The sequence below is a fragment of the Rhodoligotrophos defluvii genome, assembly GCF_005281615.1.
Lineage (GTDB): Bacteria > Pseudomonadota > Alphaproteobacteria > Rhizobiales > Im1 > Rhodoligotrophos > Rhodoligotrophos defluvii.
Window position 1 is genome coordinate 290,872 of sequence record NZ_SZZM01000005.1, and the last position, 26,710, is coordinate 317,581.

Sequence of the window (26,710 nt, forward strand, 5' to 3'; positions counted from 1 at the left end):
GCAACAGGTAGGTCTTGCGCCGAGCATGCCCGATCGGCCATAGTTCGTCATGCTTGTTTGGCACGCAGACTTCTGGGCAGGCAATGCGACCTTCATCGGCCTTGCCCCCGACGGTGCCGCGGAATTCGAGATCAGGCGCGACCCTGGAGCAGGCACAGCCCAGTGGTTCTGCTTCCAGATTGCGCACGGCGACCGCATTCCGTTGCGGCTGACCAATGCCGATGCCGCCACCTATCCCGCGGGGTGGCCGGCCTTCCGGGTGGCCCGGTCGATTGCAGGTCAAGGCTGGATCCGGATTGCCACGCAATACCGGGATGGCACCCTCAGCTTCACCCATGAGGGCGGCGAGGCTATATACGCGGCCTTCCCGATCTTTCCGGAAGAGCAGCTCGACGCGATGGCGGGGCTGCCGGGGGTGAGCCGCTGGGTGCTCGGCGATACCAGCGCGGGCCGCGCCATTCCCGCATTCTCGATCGGTAGCGGGCCGCGGGATACGCCCCAGCATTGGATCATTGCGGCCCAGCATGGCGGCGAGCCGCCGTCGAGCTGGTTTGCCCTCGGGCTGCTCCAGGCGCTTGCGGCCGGCGAGATGGCCGGCGTTCTGGAGCGGGCGCGATTCCACATAGTGCCGGTGCTGAACCTGGACGGGATGCGGGCAGGGCACCTGCGCACCAATGACCGCGGCATCGATCCCAACCGGCAATGGAACAGTCCGCAGAACGAGACGTGCCCCGAGGCCTTCGCGCTGTTCACGGCCATGCAAGACCTTGGGGTTGCCTCGTGCCTGGACGTGCATACGGATTTCGAGCTGCCTTATGTCTATTTCGACGTGCTGGATGCCTTCCTGGGCACGCCTGAGCCGCTGGCCGGCTGGGCCCGCCGCTTCGAGGAGGCGCTTGCCCGCGCTTCGTCGCTGATCGTGGCCGGGCGTCGCTATCCCTGGACGGAGGCGCCCTCGGGCGCGCTGCTGTCCTCCATGCTCGGGCCGGCGGTGATGCAGCGCTTCGGCGCGCCGGCCCTGACGCTCGAGCTGCCGATCTGCCACTTCACGGACGCCTTCGGCCGGCCGGATGACTGGTCGGAGCAGTGTTCCATCGCCCTGGGTGCGGCGGCGGCGAAGGCTTATGCCGCGCTGCCGTAATCCTCAAGGACGAGCTCGGCGCCCTTGACCCCCACCAGCATGGAGGGCGCATTGATGTTGCCGGCGGTGATGTTCGGGAAAATGGCGCTGTCGATCACGCGTAACCCGCCCACGCCATGCACGCGCAGGCGAGGGTCGACCACGCTCGTGCTCGGATCGGGTCCCATGCGGCAGGTGCCGCAGGGGTGATAGGCGGAATAGGCCCGCGCCCGGATATCGGCAATTCGTGCCTCATCATCGAGCGGGGCAGGTGCATTCGCTGCCATGATGCGGCGCAAAGGCGCCGCTGCCGCGATCCTCTCCATGAGCCGCGCACCGGCCAGCATCACCGGAACATCTGCATCTTCGCCCAGCAGATTGGGCTGGATCGACGGCGGCTCGGTCGGGCTGGCGCTGCGGATGCGCACGTGGCCGCGGCTTGCCGGCCGGCAGAGGGACATGCACAGCGAGAAGGCCGGGAACGGGTCCGGCCGGGTCAGCTTGCGGGTTTTCGGCGGCGCGCGGTCGTAGGATGAGGGGCAGAAATAGAGCTGCAGATCAGGCACGGACAAATCAGGAGCGCTGCGCACATAGCCGCCTGCATGGCTCAGGCTGCCGGCAAGCGGGCCGGTGCGCGCCAAAAGGTATCTCAAAGCTGCGAAGGCCCGGGGGACGAGCGGTCCGATCTCCTGGTTCAGGGTCGGGACGGACGCGGGACAAGTGATGTCATAGCCGGGATGGTCCTGCAGGTTCTCGCCGACCCAGGGGTTGTCCTTTACCACCGTGATGCCATGGTGGTGGAGAAGTGCGCCAGGGCCGATGCCGGACAGTTGCAAGAGCTGGGGTGAGTTGATGGCCCCCGCCGACAGGATGACCTCGCGGCCGGCCCGCGCCCTGAATCGCTGCTCTCGATGGGAATAATCGACACCAGTGCAGCGGCTTCCCTCAATGTCCAGGCGCGTGACCTCAGCACCCGTGACAATGGTGAGGTTGCGCCGACGGCGGGCCCGCTGCAGGAAGGCGCGCGCGGCGGACAGGCGCCGGCCGCCCGCGATGGTGACGGGATAGAAGCCCATACCCTCCTCGTCGCGGTTGAGGTCGGCAGCACGCGGCAGGCCAATGCTGTCGGTCGCCGCGAAGAAGGCCTTGCAGGTCGAGTGGGCGAGCGGTGCCATGGTGGTGACCGGCAGGTCCTCCGCCTCGATGCGGTCATAGAGGGCCATGGCAGACGCGCTGCCCCAGCCCGGGTTGCCGGCCCGTTCCCAATCATCGAAGTCGCCGGGCAGGCCCCGCAGATAGACCATGGCGTTGATGGCGCTCGACCCGCCGATGATCTTGCCGCGGGGGACATAGACGGAGCGTCCGTCGAGGCCCGGCACCGGCTCGCTCCAATACATCCAGTTCACGGCAGGGTCATAGAAGGACATGCCGTAGCCGAGCGGTACCTGGACGGAGATGCGGCGGTCGTCCGGGCCGGCTTCGAGCAGCAGCACCGAATAGCGGCCGGAACGGGTGAGCCGCTCGGCCAGCGCGCAGCCGGCGGAGCCTGCGCCGATGATGACGAAATCGGCGGCTGGGCCTTGCCGCCCTATCCCTTCTTCTGCTGCCAAGCCTCCACCGGCCCGCCGGCCGCTTTCCAGCCGCTGAAGCCGCCTTTCATGTTGACGACCTTGGGCAGCCCCATGCGCTTGAGCTGCTGGGTCGCAAGCAGCGAGCGCCAGCCGCTGGCGCAGTGGAGCACGAAGGTCTTGTCCTCGCCGAACACTGGCTTGAAATAGGGACTCTCCGGATCGACCCAGAATTCCAGCATGCCACGCGGCGCATGGAACGAGCCGGGGATGCGCCCCTCGCGCTCCAGCTCACGGGGATCGCGCAGGTCCACGATCACCACATCGTCCCGGCCGGCCATGGAGACGGCATCGGCGGCCTCCACGCTCTCAACCTCGGCTTCTGCCTCGGCGAGCAGGGCTTTGTATCCATGTTTGAGCGGCTGTGGCATGGGCGAGATCCTTTCAAGCTGTTCCAGAGGTGCCGAAGCGTTGGCTCACCGCCATGGCGACGGCGATGACCGAAATATCGGCCGGCGTGACCTTATCACCTCTGGCAAAGCGCTGCTCGATCTCGCGTGACAGGCGCTGATACATGAGCTGCCGGGCAAGGGGCGGCAGCGGCGCGATTGCTTGGTCGAGCGCCTCGTAGAGCTCATTGGTCCAGGTGGCATCGTGCCGGTCGCGCGCCGGTCCGAAGGTGAATTCGGGCAGTGGGTTGCCGTTGCGCGCGTTGCGCCGCCGCGCCCGTTCGGCAGTGGTCGCCGCCTCGTCCAGCGCGCCATTGGCGATACGGACCCCATAGTCCCGGAAGGCGTGCTCCTCGCGCACCAGCCCGTTCAGCACATCCTCGAGGACGCGAGCGGGCGGGCGTTCCAGCGGGTCACCGAAGCCGCCGCCGCCCTGGGTGCCGATCAGCAGCCGGTCGCCGGCGTCCAGATGCAGCACGTCAATCTTGCCGATGTCCTGCGCGTTATTGCCGCCCGGGTTGAGCATGGTATAGCCGGTGGCGCCGGGAAGCCCGCCCAGACGGCCGGCCGGCGGAAAGATATAGCGCTCCATGCAGCGCGAGGTCACGGTGGTATAGGGCACGGAGGTCTCGAACTCGATCTCGATGCCGGTGCCGCCGCGATATTTGCCGGCGCCGGCCGAGTCCGGCCGCAGGGCATAGCGGCGGATGAGGATCTCCGGCATTTCCCGCTCGAGCACTTCCGTTGGCACGTTCTTGAGGAAGTTGAGCATGACCATGGTGCCATCGACCCCATCCTCCCCGGGCCTTCCGCCGGAGCCGCCCACGATGGGCTGGATGACGCTCACCTTGTTGGTGCCGCGCTCGAAATCGGGCACCGAGACGAGCAGGATCGAGCCCTGGCCGGAATCGGTGGCGGGCAGCTCGTTCGGCACGGCCTGGGCCAGGGCCCCGATCGTCACGTCGCCCACCTTGTGCGAGGTGGCATAGCGAGCCCCATAGGCGGCGCCCGGCATGGGGTTGAGCAGGGAGCCCTTCGGCGCGTGGATGCGGAACGGCCGCACCAGCCCGGCATTGTAGGCGATGGTGGGATCGATGGTGCACAGCCAGTTGGTCAGCGCGGTGATCACCATCCAATGGCCGGTCTTGGAATAGGTGGGCAGGTTGAGCGCGGCCCGCACCTGCGGGGCGGTACCGGTGAAGTCCAGCAGCATCTCGCCGTCCTTCACGGTCATGGCCAGGTTCACCCGCAGGAGCCCCAGTCCGACCATATCGGCTTCCATGAAGTCGCTGTAGCGATAGGTGCCGTTCGGGACGCGCCCGATGATGCGGCGTGCCTGGGTCTCCGCATAGTCCAGCACCCGCGGGATGCCGTCGCGAATCTTGGCCCTGCCGAAGCTTGCGATCAGCTCCTTGACGCGGCGCTCGGCCGTGGCGAGCCCCGCGAGCAGCGCCTTCATGTCTCCCCAGTTCTGATCGCCCGTGCGGGTGTTGACCAGGAACATGTGGAGGAATTCTTCATCTAGCACGCCCTCGCGATAGAGCTTGCGCGGTGGCACGCGAATGCCTTCCTGCACGAGCTCGTAGCTGGAAGGCGCAATGCTGCCCGACACCCTGCCGCCCACGTCCGACATGTGGATGAAAGTCCAGGCATAGCAGACGAGCTCGCCCTCGTGGAAAATCGGCTTCCACAGGAACACGTCGGAGAGGTGGGTGACCATGCCCTCTGTCGCTTCCGGGTCGTTGGTGATGAAGATGTCGCCTTCGCGGACGTCATCGCCCACGCAGCGGATGGCAGCACCCATGGGCATGCCCATCATGTTCAGCACGCCGTAGCGCCGGGGCGCGGCGAAGATCTCACCCCCCAGGCTCACCAGGACGGAGCCGTAGTCCTGGGTTTCCTTCACGAACACGGTGTGGGCGGTGCGGAAGATCACCTGAGCCATCTCGTCCACCACGGCCTGGAAGCGATTGCTCAGGATCTCGAGCTCGACCTTCTCGCTGAAGCTCATAGAGGGGTACCAACGATATTCAGGCGCTCATCCACCGTGAGACGGAAACCCTCCGGTACATAGATGTTCGTGTCGTATTGCTCAATGACGCAAGGCCCCTCGAGCACGTCACTCACCCCGAGGCTCGCCCGCTGGTATATGCGGGCGCTCACCGTGCGGCCGCGCTCGAAGATCTCGCGGGAGATCTCCCGCTCCACGCTGCGCGCGGTCCGCGAGGCGATCAGGTTGACCTCGGGTTTGGGCATGATGCCGACCACCTGCACACGCGCCTCGATGAGGCGGGCGGGGGAGGCCTCGTCGGCATGCCCGTAGACGGCGGCATGGCGTTGGTGAAAGGCATGGGCCAGCCCGGCAGTCGACAGGCTGCTTCCGGTGGAGGGCAGGGGGACGTTGATCTCGAAGGACTGGCCGACATAGCACATATCGGCGGAGCGCAGGATGTGCAGCTCGTGCACTTCGATGCGCTCGCGGTCGATCCAGTCATGCGCCTGGGCTTCGAGTTCGTCGTAGACCGCGTTCAGCTCCGCATCGTCCAGATCAAAGATGTCGCGGGTGAGGGTCGACACGAAATCCGCACGCAGGTCTGCCACCAGGCAGCCGAGTGCGCAGAGCAGGCCGGGCGTGGGCGGTACGATCACTTTCTTGAAGCCGATTTCGCGCGCCACCATGAAGGCATGGGTCGGGCCGGCCGCACCATAAGGCAGCAGCGCGCAATCCGATGCATCGACACCCCGGCGGGCGATCTGCGGAATGAGACCGGCATAGATATTGGCCGTGGTGATCTGCAAAATGGCATCGGCGGTCTCGGAGACGCCCATTTCCAGCTGGTCGGCGAGCCTGCCGATCGCCCGCTTGGCCTTGCCCGCGTCGATCTTCATCTCGCCCCCCAGAAAATTGTGGGGGCTGCAGATGCCGGTGACCACATAGGCGTCGGTGACCGTAGGGCGGGTGCCGCCACGGCCATAGCAGGCGGGGCCCGGCACGGCACCGGCGCTTTCGGGCCCGACCTTCAGCACGCCTTCAGGATTGATCCATGCGATCGAGCCGCCGCCGGCGCCGATGGCCGAGACATCCACCGCCGGCATGATCACGGGATAGTCGCCGACATTGTTGTCAGTCGCGTATGGCAGCTCGCCGTTGATGACGGCGATGTCGACGCTGGTGCCGCCCATGTCCAGAGTGATCAGCCGGCTCTCGCCAATGAGCCGGCCGATATAGGCGGCGCCGATCACGCCAGAAGCAGGGCCGGATAGCAGCGTCTGTACCGGCCGGTCCCTGGCCGCATCCAGGGACATGACGCCGCCATTGGACTTGGTGGAAAAGATCCGCGACGTCATCCCCAGCGCCGAGAGCTTGCTCTGCAGCGTCGAGAAATACCGCTTCATGCGGCCGCCGACATAGCAGTTGATGACGCTGATCAGGAACCGCTCGTATTCCCGCTGCTGCGGCCACACCTCGGATGAGGTGCAGATATAGGCGTCCGGCAGCAGCGCCTCCACCCAGGCCTTCGCCTGCCGCTCGTGCACATCGTTGCGAAAGGAATGGAGGAAGCAGATCGCGATATTGTGGATGCCCGCATCGTAGAGCGCTTTTGCTTCCGCCTCGATCTGGGCGCGATCGATGGGAATCAGCACCGTACCGTCGGACAGAAGGCGCTCGTCGATCTCGCGCATATGCCGGCGTGGCACGAGGGAGACCGGCTTCGGCACGAACAGGTCGTTGGCTTTGGGCAGCCGGAGACGCCGCAGTTCCAGCGTGTCGCGGAACCCGCGGGTGGTGAGCACGCCGACCGCGTCGCCATTGCGCTGGAGCAGCGTGTTCACGGCAAGAGTGGTGCCGTGGGAGAAATAGGTGACATCCTGCGGTGTGACCCCGAAGCGCTTGCCCAGTTCGGCCAAGCCGTTGATGATCGCGTCCTCCGGCGCCACGGTGGAGGCGGTCTTGAGCGCCAGCACGCGGCCGTCACGCTCGTCGAGGGCGAGGAGGTCGGTGAATGTGCCGCCAACGTCGATGCCGAGGCGTATGCCGGCCTTAGTCCCGGAGGCGAGCGGTGTGGCCATGCGCGTGGCTCACGCGTCTTTGGGACGGCGGCCGAGCAGCTTGTACAACTCGTGCTCGCGCTTGATCATCTCGTGCTCGTCATTCTCCGCCATCACCTCTTCCAATTGCTTCAGATTCGCCTGCTTCTGCTCCTTCAGCGCACGGTAGAAGCTGCCGTTCTTGATGTTGGCGATCATCTCGCGCATCCCGGCCAGGGCCGCCTCGCGGTCGAAATATTGCTTGGACCAGACCAGATGGCCGAACTGCGCCGTTTGCGAGGCGCGTTTCATGCGCTCGAAAGCGCCGAGATCGCGGCCATATTCGGCCCATTTCACGCCTTCGCCCGAGGCATAGAGGTCGAGCATCACCGCTTCGGGCGAGCAGCCCGCCTCGACAAGGGCCTCGAACATGGCTCTCAGCCCATAGAGCCCGGGCTGATGCTCCTCGAACAGGTCGATGAGGGTCTCCTCCTCGAAGCTGGACATGAGCACGCCCATCTTGGTCGACCCGATGCCTTTGGACAGCGCCAGGGTCATATCGAGGGCGCTGCCGGTCGCATCCTGGTGCACGGCGATGAGGCTCGGAAAGCCGCGGCCTTCGAGGAAGGTGGCGCGCACGCCTTCGCCCAGCATGCGGGGCGCGACCATGACCACGTCGACATCGGCCGGCGGCTTGATCTCGCCGTAATGAATATTGAACCCGTGGGCGAACGACATGACATCGCCGGGCTTGAGGGTCGGCTCCACCCATTTCGTGAAAACGTCCGGCTGGCTGTCATCCGAGGTCAGCATCATCTTGATGTCGGCTTGCGCGGCCGCCTCGGCGATGGGCAGGACCGTCCAGCCATCCTGGCGCGCGATCTCGGCGAACTCGTCCTCTATATTGCCGACGACCACGTCGACGCCGCTGTCCCTGAGGTTCAGCGCCTGCGAACGGCCCTGATTGCCATAGCCGATGATCGCGACCTTGCGGCCATGAAGCTTGCTGAGATCCGCATCGGGATCAAAATAGAATTTCTGCATGCCGGCACGGCCCCTCGAGCGCAAAAGATGTTCCAAATTCCGAGACTTTATATCAGGATACAGAACCAGTAAGAGGCGATCAAGTGCTGTCGAGCGGATGCGAGGGCGTGTGCATGAGAACGGATTATAGCGTCATCGTCCTCGGCTTGGGCGGGATCGGCAGCGGCGCGGCCTACTGGCTGGCGCGCCGTGCCGGACGCGATGTGCTCGGCATCGAGCAGTTCGCCCTAGGTCATGTGCGCGGCGAATCGGGCGATCACTCGCGCATCATCCGCAAGACCTACGACGCCGCGCACTATGTCCGTCTGGCGCAGCAGTCCTATGCGGCCTGGGAAGAGCTGGAAACGGAGGCGGGCGAGCAGCTGATCTTCAGAACGGGGGAGGTGAATTTCTTCCCTGGACCGGCGACGGTCGAGCCGATGGATGCCGAGCTCGTCGACTTGCGGCCGGATGGCTATATCGCCTGCATGGCAGCGGAGGGCGTGCCCTTCGAGGTGCTCGATCCCGATGAAGTTGCGCGCCGCTTTCCCCAGTTCCGGCTGGACGACAGCATCACGACCATCTATCAGCCCGACGGCGGTTTGGCGGCGGCGGCCCGCTGCACCGCAGCGCACCAGCGGATGGCCCGCGCCCACGGGGCGAGCCTGGTCGAGAATGCCGGCCGATGCCGCATCCGCGCCAGTGGCGATGGCTATGAGGTCGCGACGGAAAAAGGCACGTTCAGCGCGAAAAAGCTGGTGGTCGCGGCCGGGCCCTGGACCAATGATGTGCTTGCGCAGCTCGGCACGCGGCTGCCCCTGACGGTCACCCAGGAGCAGGTCACCTATTTCAAGCCGCCCCAACCCGAGCCATTCGCGCTCGACCGGTTTCCGGTGTGGATCTGGATGACCGACCCCTGCCTCTACGGCTTTCCCATCTATGGCGAAGCGGGGGTGAAGATTGGCTTCGACCGGTTCGAGGCGGTGACCGCCGAGACACGCCGCTTTGAGCCTGACCCGCAGAACGAGCAGGACGCACGCAGCTTCCTCGAGCGATACATTCCGGGCAGCGTGGGTCCGGTGATCTATAGCAAGACCTGCATCATGACCCTGACGCCGGCCAGGGAGTTCGTGATCGACCGGGTGCCGGGCCACGAGAACTGCTTCGTGGCGATCGGGGCGGGCCACGCTTTCAAGTTCGCCTCCGTCATCGGGCAGGTGCTCAGCGAGCTCGCGCTGGACGGCGAAACCGAAAAGGTGGTCGCGCCATTTGCCATCGACCGTCCGGCGCTCACTGCCCCGCATCCGGTGACCACTTGGCCCACGCGCTATCCGCCCACGGCAGCGCAAGAATGCGGTTCCAAATAGTAGAAATGTGATGTAGCCTTTTGCTTGCGATCAGGCGGAGGCTGCATCGCCCGGTCGGGTGGGGACCGGTTCTCAAACAGACAAGGCCGGGAAAATCGGCCGACGAGGAGGGTTGATCATGTCCGAGTTGAGCTTCACGAAAGTTTCACGTCGTAAATTCCTTGGCACGACCGCGCTTGCAGTCGCGGCAAGCCAGATAGGCTCGCTTCCCTTCGCGCCTCAGGCCAGGGCCCAAAGCAAGACGCTGCGGATTGCCGCCGGCGAGGCGGATGGGCCGAGCGGCACGCTGGACCCGGCGCTCAGCGTGTCCGACCCGGATGCCGCGCGCATCGCGCTCGTACTGGAGCGGCTGGTGGTGCTCGACGATACATTTGCGCCGCAGCCGCAGCTTGCGGAAAGCTGGTCGTCGAATGACAGCGCCAGCGAGTGGACCTTCAAGCTGCGTCCCGGCGTGACCTTCCACAACGGCAGCAAGCTCACCGCCGAGGACGTGGTCTATACCTACAAGCGCCTGCTGGACCCCAAGACCGCTTCGCCCGGTGCGCCATCGCTCAAGGTCATCGACCCCAATGGCATCACCGCGGCGGACGAGCTGACCGTCACCTTCAAGCTGCCGAGCGCTGTGGTCGAGTTTCCGTCGCTGCTGGCCAACCGCTTCGGCTATATCGTCAGCAAGGACCAGCCGGCGGAGGAGCTGCGCACCAAGGCAGCGGGCACCGGTCCCTTCAAGGTGCAGAAATTCGTGCCCGGCGAGGAGCCCAGCGTTTTCGTGAAGAACGAGAACTACTGGCGCCAGGGCCTGCCCAAGGTGGATGCGGTGGAGCTGCGGGCGATCCCCGAGGAATCAGCGCGGGTGGCAGCAATCGCGTCAGGCCAGATCGACCTCGTATGGGATTTGCCGCGCACGGGCCTCAAGACGCTCGAAGACAACAAGGACGTCAATGTCGTGTCGGTCAGGTCGCCCTTCGTCATGACCATGAGCGCCTGGTGCGACACGCCGCCCTTCGACGATGCGAAGGTACGCGAGGCCATGAAATACGCGGTCGACCGCGAGAAGATGCTGAAGCTGGTGCTCGGCGGGCGCGGCAATATGGGCGACGACAATCCGGTAGCGCCATGGGTGAAATATGCGCTCAAGACCGAGCCGCGCGCCTATGACCCGCAGAAGGCCAAGCAGCTGCTGGCGGAAGCGGGCCATCCCGACGGGATAGACATCGAGCTCTATACCTCGGACACGACACCCGGCTTTATCGAGATGGCGACGCTTTACAAGGCGAGCGCTGAGCCCGCAGGCATCCGGGTGAATCTCGTTCGCGCGCCGGCCAATGACTACTGGAGCAACACTTGGCTCAAGCAGCCCTTCGTCTGCTCTTCATGGGCGGGGCGGGATGCGGATGACGCACTGTCGGTCGCCTATCTATCCGATGCGGAATGGAACGAGACCCATTGGCGCCGGCCGGAGTTCGACAATCTCATCAAGCAGGCGCGGCAGACCTTGGACGAGGCCAAGCGCACCGAGTTCTATCAGCAGGCGCAGCGCATGGTGCGGGAGGACGGCGGGGCGCTCATCTCCATGTTCCCCGACGCGATCGGCGCCACCCGCGCCAATGTGACCGGCTGGAAGCTCCATCCGCAGCAGTACTCGAAGGATTTCTCGCAGGTCGAGTTCACGAGCTGAGGTGAGATGGCGCGACTGCTCCTGATCCGGACGCTGACGGCACTGCTCAGTCTATTGGTCGTGTCGTTCGTCATCTTCTGGTGCGTGGAGTGGCTGCCCGGCGACACCGCAACGCGTATTCTGGGGCGGAATGCCACCCAATCCGCCCTGGCGCAGCTGCGCCAAGAGCTCAACCTGGATCAGCCGCCCATGGTCCGGTATTGGACTTGGCTCTCCTCGTTCGTTATTGGCGATTTCGGGACATCGCTGACCGCCGGGCGTCCAGTGGTGGACTATATCTGGCAGCGCGCCGTCAACACGCTGACGCTGACCGGCTTTGCGCTGGCGCTCTACTTCCCCTTGAGCATCGCCCTTGGCGTGATCACGGCGATGAAGCGCGGCACCAAGGTCGACAATGTGCTCTCGGTGCTGGTGCTGGTCGGCATGTGTCTGCCTGAATTCGTGGTCGGCATCTTGCTGATCTCGGTCTTCGCAGTGGGCCTGGGCTGGTTCCCGCCGCTCGCCCTGGTCGATCAGGCGAGAAGCTTCGGCGAGCTGGTGCAGCTGCTCACCCTGCCGACGCTCACCCTGGTCGCGGCCATGACGGCCTATGCGGTGCGCATGATGCGCGAAAGCCTGATCGAGGTGCTCGAGTCGAACTATGTGACCATGGCGCGGCTCAGAGGCCTGTCGCCGGCGCGGGTCATCCTGATGCATGCGCTGCCCAATGCGCTGGGGCCGGCGCTCAATATCACCACCATGAACATCGCCTGGCTGATCGGCGGTGTCGTGCTGGTCGAGGCGGTGTTCGATTTCCCGGGGCTCGGCCGGCTGATGGTGGATGCGATCAGCCTCAAGGACATTCCGGTGATCCAGACGGTGGCCATGCTGATGACGGCCGTCTACATCCTCAGCAACCTGGCGGCTGACCTGCTCGCCATGGTGTTCAATCCGAAGCTGCGCTGATGGCTGCGACCGACACGCTCGAACGGATCGGACCCGCGCGGCGAGTGAGCGCCGACATATTGGCGCGGCTCACGCCGACCGGCTGGATCGGGCTGGTGGTGATCGCGCTCTATGTGCTGGTGGCGGTGACCGCGCCCCTATGGGCGCCCTATCCGGCGGATGCGGTGCTCACGGGCGAGCCGTTCGCCCGCCCGAGCCTCGCCCATCTCTTGGGCACGGATGGCCTGGGCCGCGATGTCTTCAGCCGGGTGGTGCTCGGCTCGACGGCGGTCTTGAGCATGATGTTTGCCGCAACCAGCCTGGCGGTCGCGGCCGGCAGCCTGATCGGCATCGCGCTCGGCTATCTCAGGGGCTGGCTGGACGAGGCGGTGACGCGGCTCATCGACATCGTCATCAGCATTCCCCCGCTCATCTTCGGGCTGCTGGTCATCACGGCGCTCAGCAATTCGCCGCTTCATGTGGTTCTGGTGGTGGCCTTCCTGTTTACGCCGCGCGTGGTGCGGGTGGTGCGCGCCGCCACCTTCTCGATCGCCACCCAGGATTATATCGCCGCCGCCCAGGCGCGCGGGGAATCGATCTGGGCGATCTGTACGCGCGAGATCCTGCCCAATGTGGCCGGCACCATCCTGGTCGAGTTCGCCATCCGCAGCGGCTTCGTGATCATCTTCATCGGCAGCCTGGGCTTCCTGGGGTTCGGCGCGCCGCCGCCCACGCCGGAATGGGGGCTGATGATCAATGAAGGCCGCAGCGACATGAGCATGTCGCTGTGGCCAGTGCTGTCGCCCGCCATCGCCATGGCGATCCTGGTGGTGGCCATCAACCTGTTCACCGACAATCTCGCCCGGATCCTGGCGCGCGATGCTCCTGTTGCAAGGAGCGGCGCATGAGCAGCCCGGTCTTGAGCGTCGAGGGACTGACGGTCGATTTCTGGAACGGGACCGGCTGGACCGAGGTGGTGCGCGACGTTTCCTTCGCGCTGTTTCCGGGCGAAACCCTGGGGGTCGCGGGCGAGTCCGGCTGCGGCAAGTCTACGGTTGCCTATGCGCTCATGGGCGAAACCCGCCGTGGCAGCCGGATCCGTGCGGGCCGGGTGCTGCTTGGCGGCGAGGATCTGCTCGCCCTGCCGCCGAAGCAGCTGCAGGCGGTGCGTGGCAAGCGGGTGAGCCTCGTGCCGCAAAACCCGGTTGCCAATCTCACGCCGTCCATGTCGGTGGGCCGCCAGCTTGCGGAGACGATGGCCGCTCACGGCGTCGGGGCGGATGGCACGATGCGGACGCGGCTGGTGGAACTGCTGGAGGCGGTGGGGCTGCCGGATCCGGCCTCGGCCCTGTCGCGCTATCCCCATCAGTTTTCCGGGGGGCAGCAGCAACGCATCATGATTGCCATGGCGCTGGCCTGCCGGCCCGAGCTCATCGTGCTGGACGAGCCGACCACCGGCCTCGACGTCACCACCCAGAACCGCATCCTGGCGCTGTTCTCCCATCTGCGCGCCGAAACGGGCGTGGCCCTGCTCTATGTGAGCCATGATCTCGCAGCCCTCTCGCAGATCAGCGACCGGATCGCGGTGATGTATGCGGGCGAGATGGTGGAGGTGGGGGCGACGTCCGACATCTTCGCGCGGCCGCTGCACCCCTATACCAAGGGGCTCATCGCCTCGGTGCCGCGCCTCGACGCACCCGATGCCAAAGATATACGGCTCACCGGCTCATTGCGGCGGGCGGAGCTGCCGGAAGGGTGCCGCTTCTCGCCCCGCTGTCCCTTCGCCATCGACAGCTGCTGGCCCACCCGCCAGGTTCTGAGCCCGGTGCACGGCTTGCGTCGCAGGGTTGCCTGCCAGCTCTGGCCGCAGATCGAGGCCGGCCATGGCTGACCGGCCTTTGCTCGAGGTGCGCAATCTCACGCTCATTTACGGGGGCAGGAGCTGGTTTGGGCTCAAGCCGCGGCGCCCGGCGGTGTGGGCGGCGGACGACGTCTCGTTCCAGGTGGCGCGTGGGCGGACCTTTGCCCTGGTGGGCGAAAGCGGCAGCGGCAAGTCCACCATCGCCCGTGCGGTGGCAGGGCTGCTTACGCCGAATGCCGGCTCCATTCTGTTCGAGGGTGGCGATGTGACGGGCTCGGTGCGGGCGCGGCCCAAGGAGGTCAAGCGCCGGCTGCAGATCGTTTTCCAGAACCCGGACGCCTCGCTCAACCCGCGCCATTCCGTGCGCTATCTGCTGGGCCGGCCGATCGCCATGTATGCGCGTCTGGCCGGGGTTGAACGCGATGCGCGGGTGCGGGAGCTGCTCGCGAGCGTGCAGCTCGACCCCGGCTATGTCAATCGCCGCAGCCGCGAGCTGAGCGGCGGCGAAGGCCAGCGGGTGGCGATCGCCAGGGCGCTCGCCGCGGAGCCCAGCCTGATCATCTGCGACGAGATCCTGTCAGCACTCGACGTCTCCGTGCAGGCGGGGGTGATCGACCTCCTCCGGCAGCTGCAGCGCGACCGCGACCTGGCTTATCTCTTCATTTCACACGACCTCGCGGTGGTGCGTTGGCTCGCCCATGACGTGGGCGTGCTCTATCGCGGGCGATTCTGCGAGGTGGGGCGGGTGGAAGCGGTGTTCCGTCCGCCTTACCATCCCTATACGGAGATGCTGCTCGCCGCCGTGCCGCGCATCGGCCGTCCCATTGCCGAGGCAGCGACACAGGTGTCTGCGCCGGCGCCGAGCAGCCGGGCCGGCTGCGTCTTCGCTCATCGCTGCCCGCGCAAGCTCGGTTCCATCTGTGACACGCAGCAGCCGCCGGCCCGCACCGGCCCGGCCGGGAAGGTGGTCCACTGCCATATCCCGCTTGCCGAGCTGGCCAAGGCGCAGGCCGACCTCGTCGACATCCCAGCTTCCGCGTCGCGTACACCCCTTCGGAGTTCCGCATGAAGATGAGAGAGGCCAACAATCTTGCCCGCACGGAATTTGCGAGCGTAACCGGCGTGCCGCCCTATCTCGACATTGGCATCAGGGCGCGCAGCGGCCTCAAGCGCACGGCCTTCTTCCCGACCATCAGCCGGTTCGCCACCGACTACAAGCTGCACAATACCTATCTCAAGCCCGATTTCCTCACCGACCCGATGGAGGAGTACTGGGCCCTGCGCAAGGTATGCGGCCTGTGGGACGTGACCGGGGAAGAGGTGATCGAGATTTCCGGCCCCGATGCGCTGGCGCTGCTCAACGACCTCATCCCACGAGACGTTTCGCGCATGGCCGACGGCCAATGCTACTACTGCGTGATGTGCTACGACTATGGCGGTATCGTCGAGGACGCGGTGCTGATCCGTTTCTCGCAAGACCGCTTCTGGTGGGTCGGGGGGCCCGGCGGCTCGGAGCAGTGGCTCTATGCCAATGCGCTCGGCCGCAACGTGACGGTGCAGAGCTTTCTCGACCGCATTCATGTGGCAAGTCTGCAGGGGCCGAAATCGCGGGAACTGCTGCAGGACGTGTGCGACGGCGATGTCACCGGGCTGCCGTTCTACGGCATGATCGAGGCGAAGGTCTGCGGCGTGCCGGTGGTGATCTCGCGCACGGGCTACACGGCGGAGCTCGGCTACGACATCTACGTGGATATCGAGCGGGCACCGGGCCTGTTCGAGGATCTGTGGACGATGGTGCGCCAGGCGGGAGGACTGCTCTGCGGCAGCCGCGCCATGAACATCCGACGCATCGAGGCCTCCATCCTCAACTATGGCCATGACTTCGACTGGCAGCACACGCCGATCGAGGTGGGCCTCAGCTGGATGATCAGCGAAAAGAAGGATTATCGGGCTAAATCAGCGCTTCTGAAGGCGAAAGCGGAAGGACCGTCCCGCCGGCTGGCCGGCCTGCAGTTCCCGGGCGACGAGGTGCCGCTCACTGGCGACCGCGTGCGCTATGACGGGCGCGATGTGGGCGTGGTGACCTCGGCCATCGGCTCGCCCTCGCTGGGCTATCCCATCGCCATCGCCTTTCTCGACAGTCGGGCGGTGATGCTGGGCACCCCGCTCACGGTCGATGCTGGTGGGCACGCCCTTGAAGCCAAGGTGGTGCCCATGCCGTTCTTGGACCCCGAGCGCAAATTGCTGAAGGCCTAATGTGAAACGGTTCGCTGGCAAGACGGCTATAGTGACGGGCGGGGCAGGGGGCATTGGTGCCGCCTGCGTGCACCGCCTGCTCCAGGAAGGAGCGCGGGTGTTCGCGCTCGATGTGAACCCGCAGGCGCTCGCAGCCTTGGCGGAAGCGGTTGGACCGCTAGCGGCAGGGCCCGGGGAAGCGCTCACCACGATAGAAGTGGACGTGACGCAGGAAGCATCGCTCACGGCGGCCTTCGCCAGAGTGGCTCAGGCAAGCCCGGGGCTCGATGTGCTGATGGCCGTGGCCGGCGGCAGCCAGGAGGGGCTCATCTCGGAGCTTGACACCTCCGTCTGGGATCGGCTGTTTGTATTGAACGTTCGTTCGACAGCGATTTCCTGCCGGCTCGCCGTACGGCGCATGGCAGAGCGCGGCAGCGGCAGCATCGTGACCATGGCTTCGATTTCGGGTCTGAGAGGCGATCCGGGCTGGGCGGCTTACAACTCCGCCAAGGCCGCCATCATCAACTTCACCCAGTCCCTGGCCTGGGAAGTGGGACGGCTCGGGATAAGGGCGAATTCGGTTTCGCCCGGTCCGATCGCCAGTCCTCGGATGATCGCGAGCCTCGGCAACGCGGACACCATGACGGCGCGCTACAACAGGGCCTGCGCCATCGGCCGCATGGGCCGGCCGGAGGAGGTCGCTGCGGCCATGGCCTTTCTTGCATCCGACGAGGCTTCGTTCATCACAGGCGCCAATCTGGTCATCGACGGCGGCTTGACCGCACGGACGGGACAGCCGGTCTCGTTCGATGATGCTGGCGGATAACAGAGGTAAGACCGCATGGAAACCACCGTGGTCAAGGCATTGCGCGTGCTGGAGATGCTTGCGCTCGAGGGCGAGCCCGCCACGCTCACCAGCATCGCCCAGCGCTGCGGCATCACCAAGAGCAATGCGCACCGGCTGCTCAAGACCCTGGAGGAATGCCGATATGTGCGCCAGGATCTCCAGAGCAAGACCTACGAACCCACGCTGCGCCTGTGGGAGTTGGGCATGGGCATCTTCGACAGGCTCGATCTTCGCAGCGCCGCCGCCCGGCATCTCATCACGCTGGCCCGTACCGCCAACGAATCCGTGCATTTGTCAGTGCTGGACGGCAGCGAGGTCATCTATGTGGACAAGGTGGACAGCACGCACGCCGTGCGCGCCTATATCCGTATCGGCGACCGGGCCCCGGCCTATTGCACCGCCACCGGGCGAGCGATGCTGGCCTTCATGCCGGAGGAGCAGGTTTTCGCGACCTTGCGCGACCTCAAGAAATACACGCCGAACACCATCGCCAATGCTGCTGCCCTCAAGGCTGAATTCGCCGCTATTCGCGAGCGGGGCTACTCCATCACCCATGGGGAGTGGCAGCCCGGGGTGTTCGGCATAGCCGCGCCGGTGCGGGGGGCCACGGGCGCGATCGTCGCCGGGCTTGGCATTGCTGGTCCGGAAGAGCGGATGATGCGGGGCGACGTCGAGAAGATGATCAAGGCCACCTTGACGGCGGCCAGCGCCATATCCAGCGGCCTTGGCCTGTCGGGCGAAGGGGCTCTGGTCGCGCCCATGCCGCAGATCGAGAAGCTTGCGCCGAAGGCGCCAGTGCCGAGGGCGCCCGCCAAAAAATCGCTGAAGAGCGCCAGCTGACCCCACGGGAACAGGAGCATTCCATGGCCAACGAAGACTTCGGGCGCAACCGCCCGCTGGGTTTCTCGACGCGCGCGATCCACCTGGGCTATGACCCCAGCACCGCCCAGGGCGCCCTGACGCCGCCGATCTACCTCACCTCGACCTATGCCTTCGAGAGCGCCGAGGACGGCGCGGCTTTGTTCCGGGGCGAGAAACAAGGCTATATCTATGGCCGCACGAAGAACCCCACCCAGACCCTGCTGGAGCAGCGGCTGGCGAGCCTCGAAGGCGGGGAGGCGGGGCTGGTGGTCTCCTCCGGTATCGGGGCGATTACCGCGACGTGCTGGACCCTGCTCTCCGCGGGCGATGAGGTGGTGTTCGACCAGACCCTCTATGGCAGCACCTATGCCTTCCTGACCAAGGGCCTGCAGCGCTTCGGCGTGAAAGCCGTGCCAGCCGACATGACCAATCTCGCCATGGTCGAGGAGGCGCTGACGCCGAACACGAAAATCGTGTTCTTCGAAAGCCCGGCCAATCCGAACCTCCGCGTCATCGACATCGCCAAGGTGGCCGAGATCGCCCATGGGCGGAAGGCGCTCGTCATGGTGGACAACACCTTCTGCTCGCCGGCGCTACAGAACCCGCTGGCTTTCGGCGCCGACCTGGTGGTGCATTCGGCCACGAAGTTCCTGGGTGGTCATGGCGACCTGCTGGGCGGCGCGGTGATCGGCCGAGCGGAGCTGATCAACCAGATCCGCGGCGTGGGCCTGCGCTGGCTCACGGGCGCGACCATCTCGCCGATCAACGCCTTCCTCATCCTGCGCGGCCTCAAGACCCTGGAGATCCGCATGCAGCGCCACTCTCAGTCGGCACGGGCGGTGGCGGAGCTTCTCGCGTCCCATCCGGCGGTGGCGACCATCTCCTATCCCGGTCTTGCCGATTTCCCGTACAAAGAGATCGCCGCGCGGCAGATGCGTGATACCGGCGGGCTTATCGCGCTGGAGCTCAAGGGCGGCCACGATGCCGGCCTCAAGCTCATGAATCGGCTGAAGCTCATCACCCGCGCCGTGAGCCTGGGGGATGCGGAGACGTTGATCCAGCACCCGGCCAGCATGACGCACGCGGCCTATCCGCCGGAGGAGCGGACCAAGCACGGCATCAGCGAAGGGCTGGTGCGCATGTCGGTCGGCCTTGAAAACGTCGACGACATTCTTGATGACCTGACCCAGGCGCTCGACGGTGTTCGGTAGGGCTCAGCCGGACGCCAGGGCGCGCGTGAATTCGTCGCGCAAGGCATCTTCCCGGTCGAGATAGCGTGGCGAGAAATGCATCGGGACTGCCACGCGGACATTGGCCCTGCGCGCGATGGACCCGGCCTGGGCGGCGGTCAGGTGCTTTCTGGCGGCGGCAAGCGCCCGGTCCTCTTCGAGGAACACCGCCTCGATGAACAGCTGGTCGGCATTGCGGGCGAACGCGACCAGCTTCTCCACATTGGCTTCCGTGTGGGCAAGGTCGGTCGCGTAGACAATCCGCTGGCCGGGCGCGGTCTTGAGCGCTCCGGCGCCCACAAGCTCATCCGTCGAGACGGTCAAGCCGGGTGCCGGAGTGAAGCGAGCCGGTCCTCCCCCGGCGCGCACCGCGCGCTTGGCCGCGGTGAGCCAAGGGCCCACCGGCAGGCCGAGCTCGTCCAGCCGCGCCTTGTGCACGTTGACGCGCAGCTTTTCCTGCATGGCAAAGGCGAGGCAGGGAATGCCGTGGTCGAGCAGCAGGCCTTCCACCTGGAATTCCGGATGATCCAGCAGCACCGGGCCCATTGCCTGTGGCGGTGCGACTTCACGCCGTCTGAAGGCCTCGCGCGCTCGGAACAGGCTGGCATGGGTGAACCCGTCAGGACCCCAGTCAGCGGCGGCGAGCGCGAAGTCGTGGGAGTCCTCGCCCAGCAGGTTCCAGCTATAGGCTTTGAGCTTGGCCTCGACGGCGTCGGTAACGCCGGGCGGGCCGATCAGGTCGACCCGCATGTCGCGATAGAGGCACAGGCGCAGCAGCTGGTCGAAGCCGGCGAAATGGTCCATGTGCCGGTGCGTGACGAACACATGGCTCACCCGGAGAAGCTCGCGCGAGGAGAGCGGGGCAAGATCGCCGATGTCGAACAGGAGCGCACGCCGGCCGAAGCGGAGGTCGAGATAGAGCGTCACGTCGGAAAACGGGTCGTTCACCAGGCGTGGCTGAAACAGGGGCGTGGTCACGTCCGCGCGGCCTCGTGCAAGAGCTGCCCCACTTAATCGGAGACCGTGGCAAAGCTCAAGCTTGGCACCACGCCAGCGGACCGGAGGCCCGCTCACCCTGTCAGACCAAGTCGATGATCAGGTTGAGGGATTCATCCACCCTGACTCGCGCGCCGGGCCCGATGACACAGGTGGATTCCCGCTCCTCGACCAGGGCCGGACCGGTAAAGGCGCAGCCGCTGGGCAGTCGGTAGCGGTCATAAACGGGACAATCGAGCCAGCCGTGATCCTCGAACTTGACCTTGCGCGTACCCCGCTTGGCCCGGCCGAGGTCTGCGGCGGCTTTACCCTCGCCGGCGCCGATCTTTATCTTGCTGCCAGGCGCGGCCAATGACAGGCGCCAGTTCAGCACCTCGATGGGACTGTCCTCGATGATACGGCCGAACTGGGCGCGGTAGCTCTCGAAGAAGCTCGCGCGGATCACGTCCAGATCCCGCTCGGAGAGCACAAGGGAGGGCAGGGGCACCGGGATCTCGAAGCCCTGGCCCTTGTGGCGCATCTCGGCCGTGGGCTTGAAGGTGATGCGCTCGGGGTCGGCGCCCGCTTCCGACAGCAGGCGCACGCCTTCCGCCCGCATCTCCTCGAACAGCGCATTGATCGCCTGCCAATCAACGGCATCCAGTCGCGACATCTTGGTGCGGACCATGTCGGTGGCCGGGGGCGCGACCAGGAAGCCCAAGGCGGAGGCCACGCCTGCGCCCATGGGCACTACCATCCTGCCGACCTTGAGCAGGCGGGCCAGGTTGAACGCATGCACCGGACCCGCGCCACCGAAGGCAATGAGCGTGTATTTGCGCGGGTCCTTGCCCTTTTCGGCGAGATGCGTGCGGGTTGCGGCGGCCATGGTCTCGTCGATGATCCGCTGCACGCCGAGGGCCGCCTCGTCCACCTCCAGCCGCGTGGCTTCGGAGATCTTGTCGGCAAAGGCCCGGCGCACGCCGTCCATGTCCAGCCGCAATTCGCCGCCCAGGAAATATCCGGGGTCGAGCCGGCCGAGCACCAGGTCGGCATCGGTCACGGTCGGCTGGTCGCCGCCACGCCCGTAACATACCGGGCCGGGCACTGAGCCCGCGCTGCGCGGCCCCACCTTGAGCAAGCCGGAGGCCGGGTCGACCCGGGCGAGGCTGCCGCCGCCCGCGCCGATCTCGATCATGTCGACCACCGAGACCTTGAGCGGCAAGCCCGATCCCTTCTGGAAACGCTTCACCCGCCCAGCCTCGAAATCGAACTTGTGGTCGGGCTGGCCGTCTTCGATGAGGCAGATCTTCGCCGTGGTGCCGCCCATGTCGAACGAGATGACCCGGTCGAGGCCGGCGAGCTTGGCGATGAACGACGCCGCCATGGCGCCGGCGGCGGGTCCGGACTCGATCAGCCGGATGGGATAGGCCTTGGCCTCGCGCAGGGTGGTGATGCCGCCACTCGACAGCATGATGTAGAGGCGGCCGGTGAAGCCTATTCGCTCGAGATCCGCTTCGAGCTTGTCGAGATAGCGGTGCATGAGCGGCTGCACATAGGCATTGGCGCAGGCCGTGGTGGTGCGCTCATATTCCCGGATCTCCGGTGCGACCTCCGATGAGAGCGACAGGGGCAGCCGGGGATAGAGCGACCTGATCACCCGCGCCGCCTTCTGCTCGTGCTGCGCGGAGCGATAGGCATGCATGAAGGAGACGGCCAGCGCTTCGGCGCCATGTTCTTCCACCAGCCGGCGGGCCGCCTTGGCAACGCCCTCCTCGTCCAACCCCACCAGCACTTCGCCTTCGGGCGTGATCCGCTCGGCCACTTCGAGCCGGCGGGCGCGGGGAACCAGAACAGGGGGTGTCTCGAGGAACAGGTCATAGAGATCATAGCGGGTCTCGCGGCCGATCTCGATCGTATCCCTGAACCCTTCGGTGGTAATGAGCCCGACCGTCGCGCCGGTCCGCTCAATGATCGTGTTGGTCACCAGGGTGGTACCGTGCACGATACTGTGCAGGTCTGCCGGGGTGAGGTCCGCTTCCGCCAGAATGCGCTCGATGCCGCTGATGATGGCGATGCTCGGATCCTGCGGGGTAGTCAGGAGCTTGCCCGTCTGGGTGATGCGGCGGGCGCTGTCATAGAGCACGAGATCGGTGAAGGTCCCGCCGACATCCACGCCGATGCGTGCGGTGCGCGATGCAGAGGCCATGGGTCTTACTCCAGTCCGTAAACCAGCCGGGCGGCTTCCTCGGAGACGTAGCCATTGGCGACGTCCGACCGCACGGCTTCGCGGTCGCGGGTCTTGGGGTCGCCATAGCCCCCGCCGCCCGCATAGAGCAGCTCTACGCGCCGGCCCGGCGCGATGATGCTGCGCGACTTCGGATGTGGCTTGGTGCCGTCCTCCAAGGTGATGGAGGAGGGGGCGCCGCTCTCACCGCCGAGAATGCCGAGGGCGGGATGCTTGTGCCGGTCCGACAGCAGCGAGAGCCGGGCGGGCGTCTCCGTGCGCAGCTCGATCTCGACCTCCTGGCCAAGGCCGCCGCGCTGCTTGCCTGCGCCGCCGCTGTCGGTGCGCAACCGTTTCTTCCACACCAGCAGCGGCGCCACGCTTTCATAAGCCTCGATACTGCCCGCGCCGACATTGGTGGGAAATGCGGTGGTCGAGAGGCCGTCCCGGAAGGGGCCGGCGCCCATGCCGCCGCTGGCGAACAGCACCTGGGAAAAGGGCGAGCCGTCGCGGTCGGTCCCGCTGAACAGCGCCCGCATGGTCGGGGCGCCCCCGGAATCGGCGATGATCTTGTCCGGCAGCACCCCGCTCAGCGCCTGATAAATCACGCCGGCAAGGAGATGACCGGTCAGCTGCCGCGCGCTGCAGGGCGCGGGAAAGACCGGGTTGAGGATCGACCGCTCCGGGGCGGTCACGGTGATCGCCCGGTATGAGCCCTCATTGCGCGGCGTCAACGGGTCGAGCGCGCATTTGATGGGATAGACCGAATAGGCATGGGTGTAGTTGAGCACGCAATTGATGCCGCGGTTGAGCTGCTTCGAGGTGCCGGCATAATCGATATGCATCCGCTCGCCGGAAACGGTGACGGCACAGACGATCTCCGTCCGGTCATCGTCGAAGCCGTCGGCCAGCAGGGTGGCGCGATAGACGCCGTCGGGCACCTCGGCGATCGCCCGCCGCATGGCCTGATCGGCGCTGGCATGCAGCACGCAGGACAGGGACTGAAGGTCCTCGAGCCCCGTATCCTCCAGGAACTCGACCACCCGGCGCACCGCCACGTCATTGGCGACCACCTGGGCTTCGAGGTCGCCGAGCACCTGGCGCGGCACGCGCACATTGCCGAGCAGGGTATCGACCAGCGTGTCGTTCCATTCGCCGGCCCGCAAAAGCCGGCTCGGCAGGATGCGGATGCCCTCCTCGAAGATCTCATGGCAGTCGGCGGCCCAGAGGGAGCCGCCCACATCAGGGGAGTGGGCGATCGATCCGGTAAAGCCGACCAGGGCGTTCCGGTAGAAGATCGGCGACACCACGGTGAAGTCGGGCAGATGGCCGGTGGCCAGCCACGGGTCGTTGGTGATGACAACGTCGCCCGGCCGCCAGGTGTCCGCGGGATATTTCGCGAGGAAGGCCTTCGTCGTGCGCGGCAAGATGCAGGAGAACGAGGCAATGCCGCCGGTGTTCTCGCAGATGCTGTCGCCGTTGCGGTCCATGATGACCGTGGCGTAGTCGTTCGACTCGCGAACGATGGTCGAGAACGCCGTTCTGACCAGACTGGTGGCCGCCTCGTCGGCGATCGAGATCAGCCTGCTCCAGAAGATTTCCAGGGAAATGAGGTCGAAGGTGTCGGTCGCGCGTTCCAACATGGAAGCCTCTCCATCCCTTGCGCTGATCCGGGCGGCCGTTCATTACCGCCGCCGCATGACCCGAGATTGAGGCTTTCGAGCGATACTGTATAATACTTGTTTCGACGCGTTTGATACGTTTTGCGAATGGAACTATCAAGAACCGTCGAGCCTGGCAGGGATCTGCGGGTCGCCTGAGCGCCGAGGGCTGCTTCAACCACGCTGGCTTTGTGATGCCGGTCGAATCTTCATCACTGAGCGTCGTAAGAATGCTCGTGCATTTCCGCGCGGAGGATGAGCTTGGAGCGGTTCAGCTCGGCCGCGTGCCGACGGATTCAGAGGACGACCATGGCTCTCCCCTCCCATGTGAAATATGTGGTCATCGGCGCTGGCATCCACGGCCTGAGCTCCGCCTGGCATCTTGCGCAAACTTTGCGACGGCAAGGGCGTGGCGGCGGCAGGGATGTGCTGGTCATCGACAAGACTGCGATCGGCGCCGGCGCCTCGGGTATCGCCTGCGGCGTCATCCGCAACAACTATTTCCAGCCGGCGATGCGGCGCCTCATGGCACACAGCGTATCGGTGTGGGAGCAGGATCCGAAGGGCTTCAGCTATCATCCGGTGGGCTACATGCAGATCAGCCCCGAGGCCATGCACGCGGACGTCGCCACCATCGCCCAGCAACAGAAGGAGATCGGCTACCCGTCCGTCTTCATCGAGGGCGAGAAAGACGCGATGACCTATATGAAGGGCATTTTCGAGGATTGGCAGGCGAAGGGAGTAACCTCGGTTCTGCATGAGAAGAAGGGCGGATACGCCAACAATCTCGCCTCTCTCTACGGGCTTGCCGGGAAGGCCGAGGCGGAAGATGTGCGCATTCTCACCGGGGTCGCGGTGACCGGGTTCGAGAAGGACGGCTCCGGCGCCGTGACCCGGGTCGTCACCGATCGGGGCACGATCGAATGCGATATGGTGATCGTGGGCGCGGGGCCTTGGGTCCGACAGATCTGGGCGATGCTGGAGCTGCCCTCCGAGATCACGATAAAGGGCCGGGACGGCACCATGCACAACGCGCCGATGTGGACGTTCTGGTCGCTCCAGGAAGGGACCCTCGGGGTTGACCCCAGCCTGCAGCGAACCAATGACGGCAAGATGGCGCCGGTCATTCATGTAGACACGGACGCGCCGCTCTATTCCGATGTGGACGGCTCGCTCATCACCGATCAGATGTGGGGGCTCTACTACAAGCCAGACTTCAATTTCGGCGGCATCCAGGGCGGGGCCATGCCGCTCAAGGTGAAGGCCGAGCCGGACCAGGTCAAGATCGACCCTTACGGGCCGAAGTCACCGGACTTCGTCGTCGGCGATGACTTCGCCCACATGTGGTGCTCGGCGCTGGCTTTCTGCCAGAAGCGTTTCGAAGGCAAGATGCCGGCCTATAAGAAAGAGCCATCGGGCGGGATCGGCAGCTTCACCGCCGACAGCTTTCCGGTGTTCGACCGCTTCTGCGAGAATGTGTATGTGATTGCCGATTCCAATCACGGCTACAAGATGATCGGGGTCGGCAAGCTGGTGGCGGAGGATATCTGCGGAAACCCGAGCGATATCCTGGAGCCGTTCCGTTTCTCCCGTTTCGCCCAAGGCAAGCTTCATCCGACGTCAAACAGCCCGTTTCCTTGGAGCTGAATTGAGGAGATATGCCTCTACCGTTTCTCACTGCCGCCGAACGACACCGGCGCAGGTCTCCGGTCCGCACTCGGTACCACGCCGAAATGGCGACGGTAGGCCCTGGCGAAATGGGAGGCTGACGTGAAGCCGCAGGCGATGCCGATCTCCAGGATCGGCATGGTGGTGTGGCGCAGCAGCTTGCGTGCCTTCTCCAGCCGCACGCGAATGTAGTGCTGGGCGGGCGAGCAACCGAAATAGCGATAGAACAGGCGTTCGAGCTGACGCGTCGATACACCCACCTCGAGCGCGATCTGCGGCAGGCGCATCGGCGTCTCGACCGCCGCTTCCATGATCTCGACCGTCTTGAGCATGACGGGATGGGCAATCCCGAGCCGGTTGCGCAGGGTCATGCGCTGGCTGTCGGCGGCCTGCCTGATGGTGCCGTAGACGAAATTCTCCGACACCCGATTTGCGAAATCATGCCCCTGACGCTGGCGGATGACCTCCAGGATCGCGTCCATGGCAGCCACGCCGCCGGCGCAGGTGAACACACGCTTGTCGATGACGAACAGCTCGTTGCGAACGTCGAGACGCGGATAGGCCTCGCGAAACGCATCCAAGTAGTCCCAGTGGACGGTGCAGCGCCGGCCATCGAGCACGCCGGCCGCCGCTAGAATGAAGCTCGCGGTACTGACGCTTCCGATGATGACGTCGCGGCGCATCAGCTGACGGAGATAGTCGCGGAGCCGCAGGCTTGTATACGTCTCGTCGCCGAGGCCGCCGCAAATCACGAACATGTCGAAATCGGCGGATTGTAAAGGTGGCAGGGCTTCGGTGAGTACATCGAGGCCGCCGCTGGAGCGCAACGCACCGCCATCGGGGGAAAGGTGGGTCCAACGGTAAAGCGGCACGCCATTCAGGAGGTTTGCGGCGCGGAGCGGCTCGACCAGGGACGCGAAGGCCATCAGCGAGAATTCGGGTGTGAGCACCACGCCCACATGAAACATCTCGCTCTTGATGGCCATCGATC

Annotated in this window: 21 protein-coding genes; 12 read left to right on the top strand and 9 right to left on the bottom strand. The window is 65.6% G+C overall.

The genetic code is table 11. The annotated features are described in order from the left end of the window. Nucleotides 1–49: 49 nt before the first annotated feature. Nucleotides 50–1,141, top strand: a complete 1,092-nt coding sequence (locus E4P09_RS20560) for a M14-type cytosolic carboxypeptidase (RefSeq protein WP_137391498.1) — start codon at nt 50–52, stop codon at nt 1,139–1,141. On the opposite strand, the gene E4P09_RS20565 is transcribed toward E4P09_RS20560, so the two are convergent. From E4P09_RS20565 to ilvC, 5 genes are read right to left on the bottom strand one after another with little or no spacing between them, the layout of a single operon-like run. Continuing rightward, nucleotides 1,123–2,730, bottom strand: coding sequence for a GMC family oxidoreductase (locus tag E4P09_RS20565; RefSeq protein ID WP_239025292.1), 1,608 nt, complete (start codon nt 2,728–2,730; stop codon nt 1,123–1,125). The two genes, E4P09_RS20560 and E4P09_RS20565, sit on opposite strands and share 19 nt — an antisense overlap. Further along, nucleotides 2,709–3,119 (bottom strand): rhodanese-like domain-containing protein, encoded by a 411-nt coding sequence (locus tag E4P09_RS20570; RefSeq protein WP_137391499.1) that lies wholly within the window; start codon nt 3,117–3,119, stop codon nt 2,709–2,711. Before E4P09_RS20570 ends, E4P09_RS20565 begins: the two co-directional genes overlap by 22 nt. A gap of 13 nt (nt 3,120–3,132) precedes the next feature. Then, nucleotides 3,133–5,148, bottom strand: a complete 2,016-nt coding sequence (locus E4P09_RS20575; protein ID WP_137391500.1) for a hydantoinase B/oxoprolinase family protein — start codon at nt 5,146–5,148, stop codon at nt 3,133–3,135. Further along, complete coding sequence (locus tag E4P09_RS20580; RefSeq protein WP_137391501.1) at nt 5,145–7,208, bottom strand: hydantoinase/oxoprolinase family protein; 2,064 nt, start codon at nt 7,206–7,208, stop codon at nt 5,145–5,147. Before E4P09_RS20580 ends, E4P09_RS20575 begins: the two co-directional genes overlap by 4 nt. Before the next feature lie 9 nt (nt 7,209–7,217). Further along, nucleotides 7,218–8,210 (bottom strand): ketol-acid reductoisomerase, encoded by a 993-nt coding sequence (ilvC, locus tag E4P09_RS20585; protein WP_137391502.1) that lies wholly within the window; start codon nt 8,208–8,210, stop codon nt 7,218–7,220. A gap of 113 nt (nt 8,211–8,323) precedes the next feature. On the opposite strand from ilvC, the gene solA reads away from it, so the two are divergent. The 10 genes from solA to megL all read left to right on the top strand — a co-directional run bounded on the left by solA (nt 8,324) and on the right by megL (nt 19,173). Continuing rightward, nucleotides 8,324–9,556, top strand: a complete 1,233-nt coding sequence (gene solA, locus E4P09_RS20590) for an N-methyl-L-tryptophan oxidase (RefSeq protein WP_137391503.1) — start codon at nt 8,324–8,326, stop codon at nt 9,554–9,556. Between the two features lie 118 nt (nt 9,557–9,674). Further along, nucleotides 9,675–11,234: an ABC transporter substrate-binding protein gene (locus tag E4P09_RS20595; RefSeq protein ID WP_137391620.1), complete on the top strand. Its 1,560-nt coding sequence runs from the start codon at nt 9,675–9,677 to the stop codon at nt 11,232–11,234. 6 nt (nt 11,235–11,240) lie between these two features. Next, on the top strand, nt 11,241–12,179 hold the full coding sequence (locus E4P09_RS20600) for an ABC transporter permease (protein ID WP_137391504.1): 939 nt from the start codon (nt 11,241–11,243) through the stop codon (nt 12,177–12,179). After that, complete coding sequence (locus E4P09_RS20605) at nt 12,179–13,066, top strand: ABC transporter permease (protein WP_137391505.1); 888 nt, start codon at nt 12,179–12,181, stop codon at nt 13,064–13,066. Before E4P09_RS20600 ends, E4P09_RS20605 begins: the two co-directional genes overlap by 1 nt. Further along, nucleotides 13,063–14,049, top strand: a complete 987-nt coding sequence (locus E4P09_RS20610; RefSeq protein WP_137391506.1) for an ABC transporter ATP-binding protein — start codon at nt 13,063–13,065, stop codon at nt 14,047–14,049. Before E4P09_RS20605 ends, E4P09_RS20610 begins: the two co-directional genes overlap by 4 nt. Beyond that, nucleotides 14,042–15,088 carry an oligopeptide/dipeptide ABC transporter ATP-binding protein gene (locus E4P09_RS20615; RefSeq protein ID WP_137391507.1) on the top strand — a complete coding sequence of 349 codons (1,047 nt, stop codon included), beginning with the start codon at nt 14,042–14,044 and terminating at the stop codon, nt 15,086–15,088. Before E4P09_RS20610 ends, E4P09_RS20615 begins: the two co-directional genes overlap by 8 nt. Further along, the gene (locus E4P09_RS20620) at nt 15,085–16,275 is read left to right on the top strand and encodes an aminomethyl transferase family protein (protein WP_137391508.1); all 1,191 of its coding nucleotides are present in this window, start codon (nt 15,085–15,087) and stop codon (nt 16,273–16,275) included. The genes E4P09_RS20615 and E4P09_RS20620 overlap by 4 nt, the downstream gene beginning before the upstream one ends. A 1-nt stretch (nt 16,276) precedes the next feature. Further along, nucleotides 16,277–17,080: an SDR family NAD(P)-dependent oxidoreductase gene (locus tag E4P09_RS20625; RefSeq protein ID WP_137391509.1), complete on the top strand. Its 804-nt coding sequence runs from the start codon at nt 16,277–16,279 to the stop codon at nt 17,078–17,080. Between the two features lie 15 nt (nt 17,081–17,095). Then, nucleotides 17,096–17,941 (top strand): IclR family transcriptional regulator, encoded by an 846-nt coding sequence (locus E4P09_RS20630; protein WP_137391510.1) that lies wholly within the window; start codon nt 17,096–17,098, stop codon nt 17,939–17,941. A gap of 23 nt (nt 17,942–17,964) precedes the next feature. Then, a complete protein-coding gene (megL, locus tag E4P09_RS20635; protein ID WP_137391511.1) occupies nt 17,965–19,173 on the top strand; it encodes a methionine gamma-lyase in 1,209 nt (402 codons plus the stop codon). A gap of 3 nt (nt 19,174–19,176) precedes the next feature. On the opposite strand, the gene E4P09_RS20640 is transcribed toward megL, so the two are convergent. The 3 genes from E4P09_RS20640 to E4P09_RS20650 all read right to left on the bottom strand — a co-directional run bounded on the left by E4P09_RS20640 (nt 19,177) and on the right by E4P09_RS20650 (nt 24,033). Next, nucleotides 19,177–20,169, bottom strand: coding sequence for an MBL fold metallo-hydrolase (locus E4P09_RS20640; protein WP_137391512.1), 993 nt, complete (start codon nt 20,167–20,169; stop codon nt 19,177–19,179). A gap of 100 nt (nt 20,170–20,269) precedes the next feature. Further along, a complete protein-coding gene (locus tag E4P09_RS20645) occupies nt 20,270–22,372 on the bottom strand; it encodes a hydantoinase/oxoprolinase family protein (RefSeq protein ID WP_137391513.1) in 2,103 nt (700 codons plus the stop codon). Nucleotides 22,373–22,377: 5 nt separating this feature from the next. After that, nucleotides 22,378–24,033, bottom strand: a complete 1,656-nt coding sequence (locus E4P09_RS20650; protein ID WP_137391514.1) for a hydantoinase B/oxoprolinase family protein — start codon at nt 24,031–24,033, stop codon at nt 22,378–22,380. Between the two features lie 327 nt (nt 24,034–24,360). Between E4P09_RS20650 and E4P09_RS20655 the strand changes: the two genes are divergently transcribed. Further along, nucleotides 24,361–25,698, top strand: a complete 1,338-nt coding sequence (locus E4P09_RS20655) for an NAD(P)/FAD-dependent oxidoreductase (protein ID WP_137391515.1) — start codon at nt 24,361–24,363, stop codon at nt 25,696–25,698. A gap of 17 nt (nt 25,699–25,715) precedes the next feature. Here E4P09_RS20655 and E4P09_RS20660 read toward each other — a convergent pair whose 3' ends face one another. Then, nucleotides 25,716–26,705, bottom strand: a complete 990-nt coding sequence (locus E4P09_RS20660) for a GlxA family transcriptional regulator (protein WP_170984529.1) — start codon at nt 26,703–26,705, stop codon at nt 25,716–25,718. Nucleotides 26,706–26,710 lie beyond the last annotated feature (5 nt).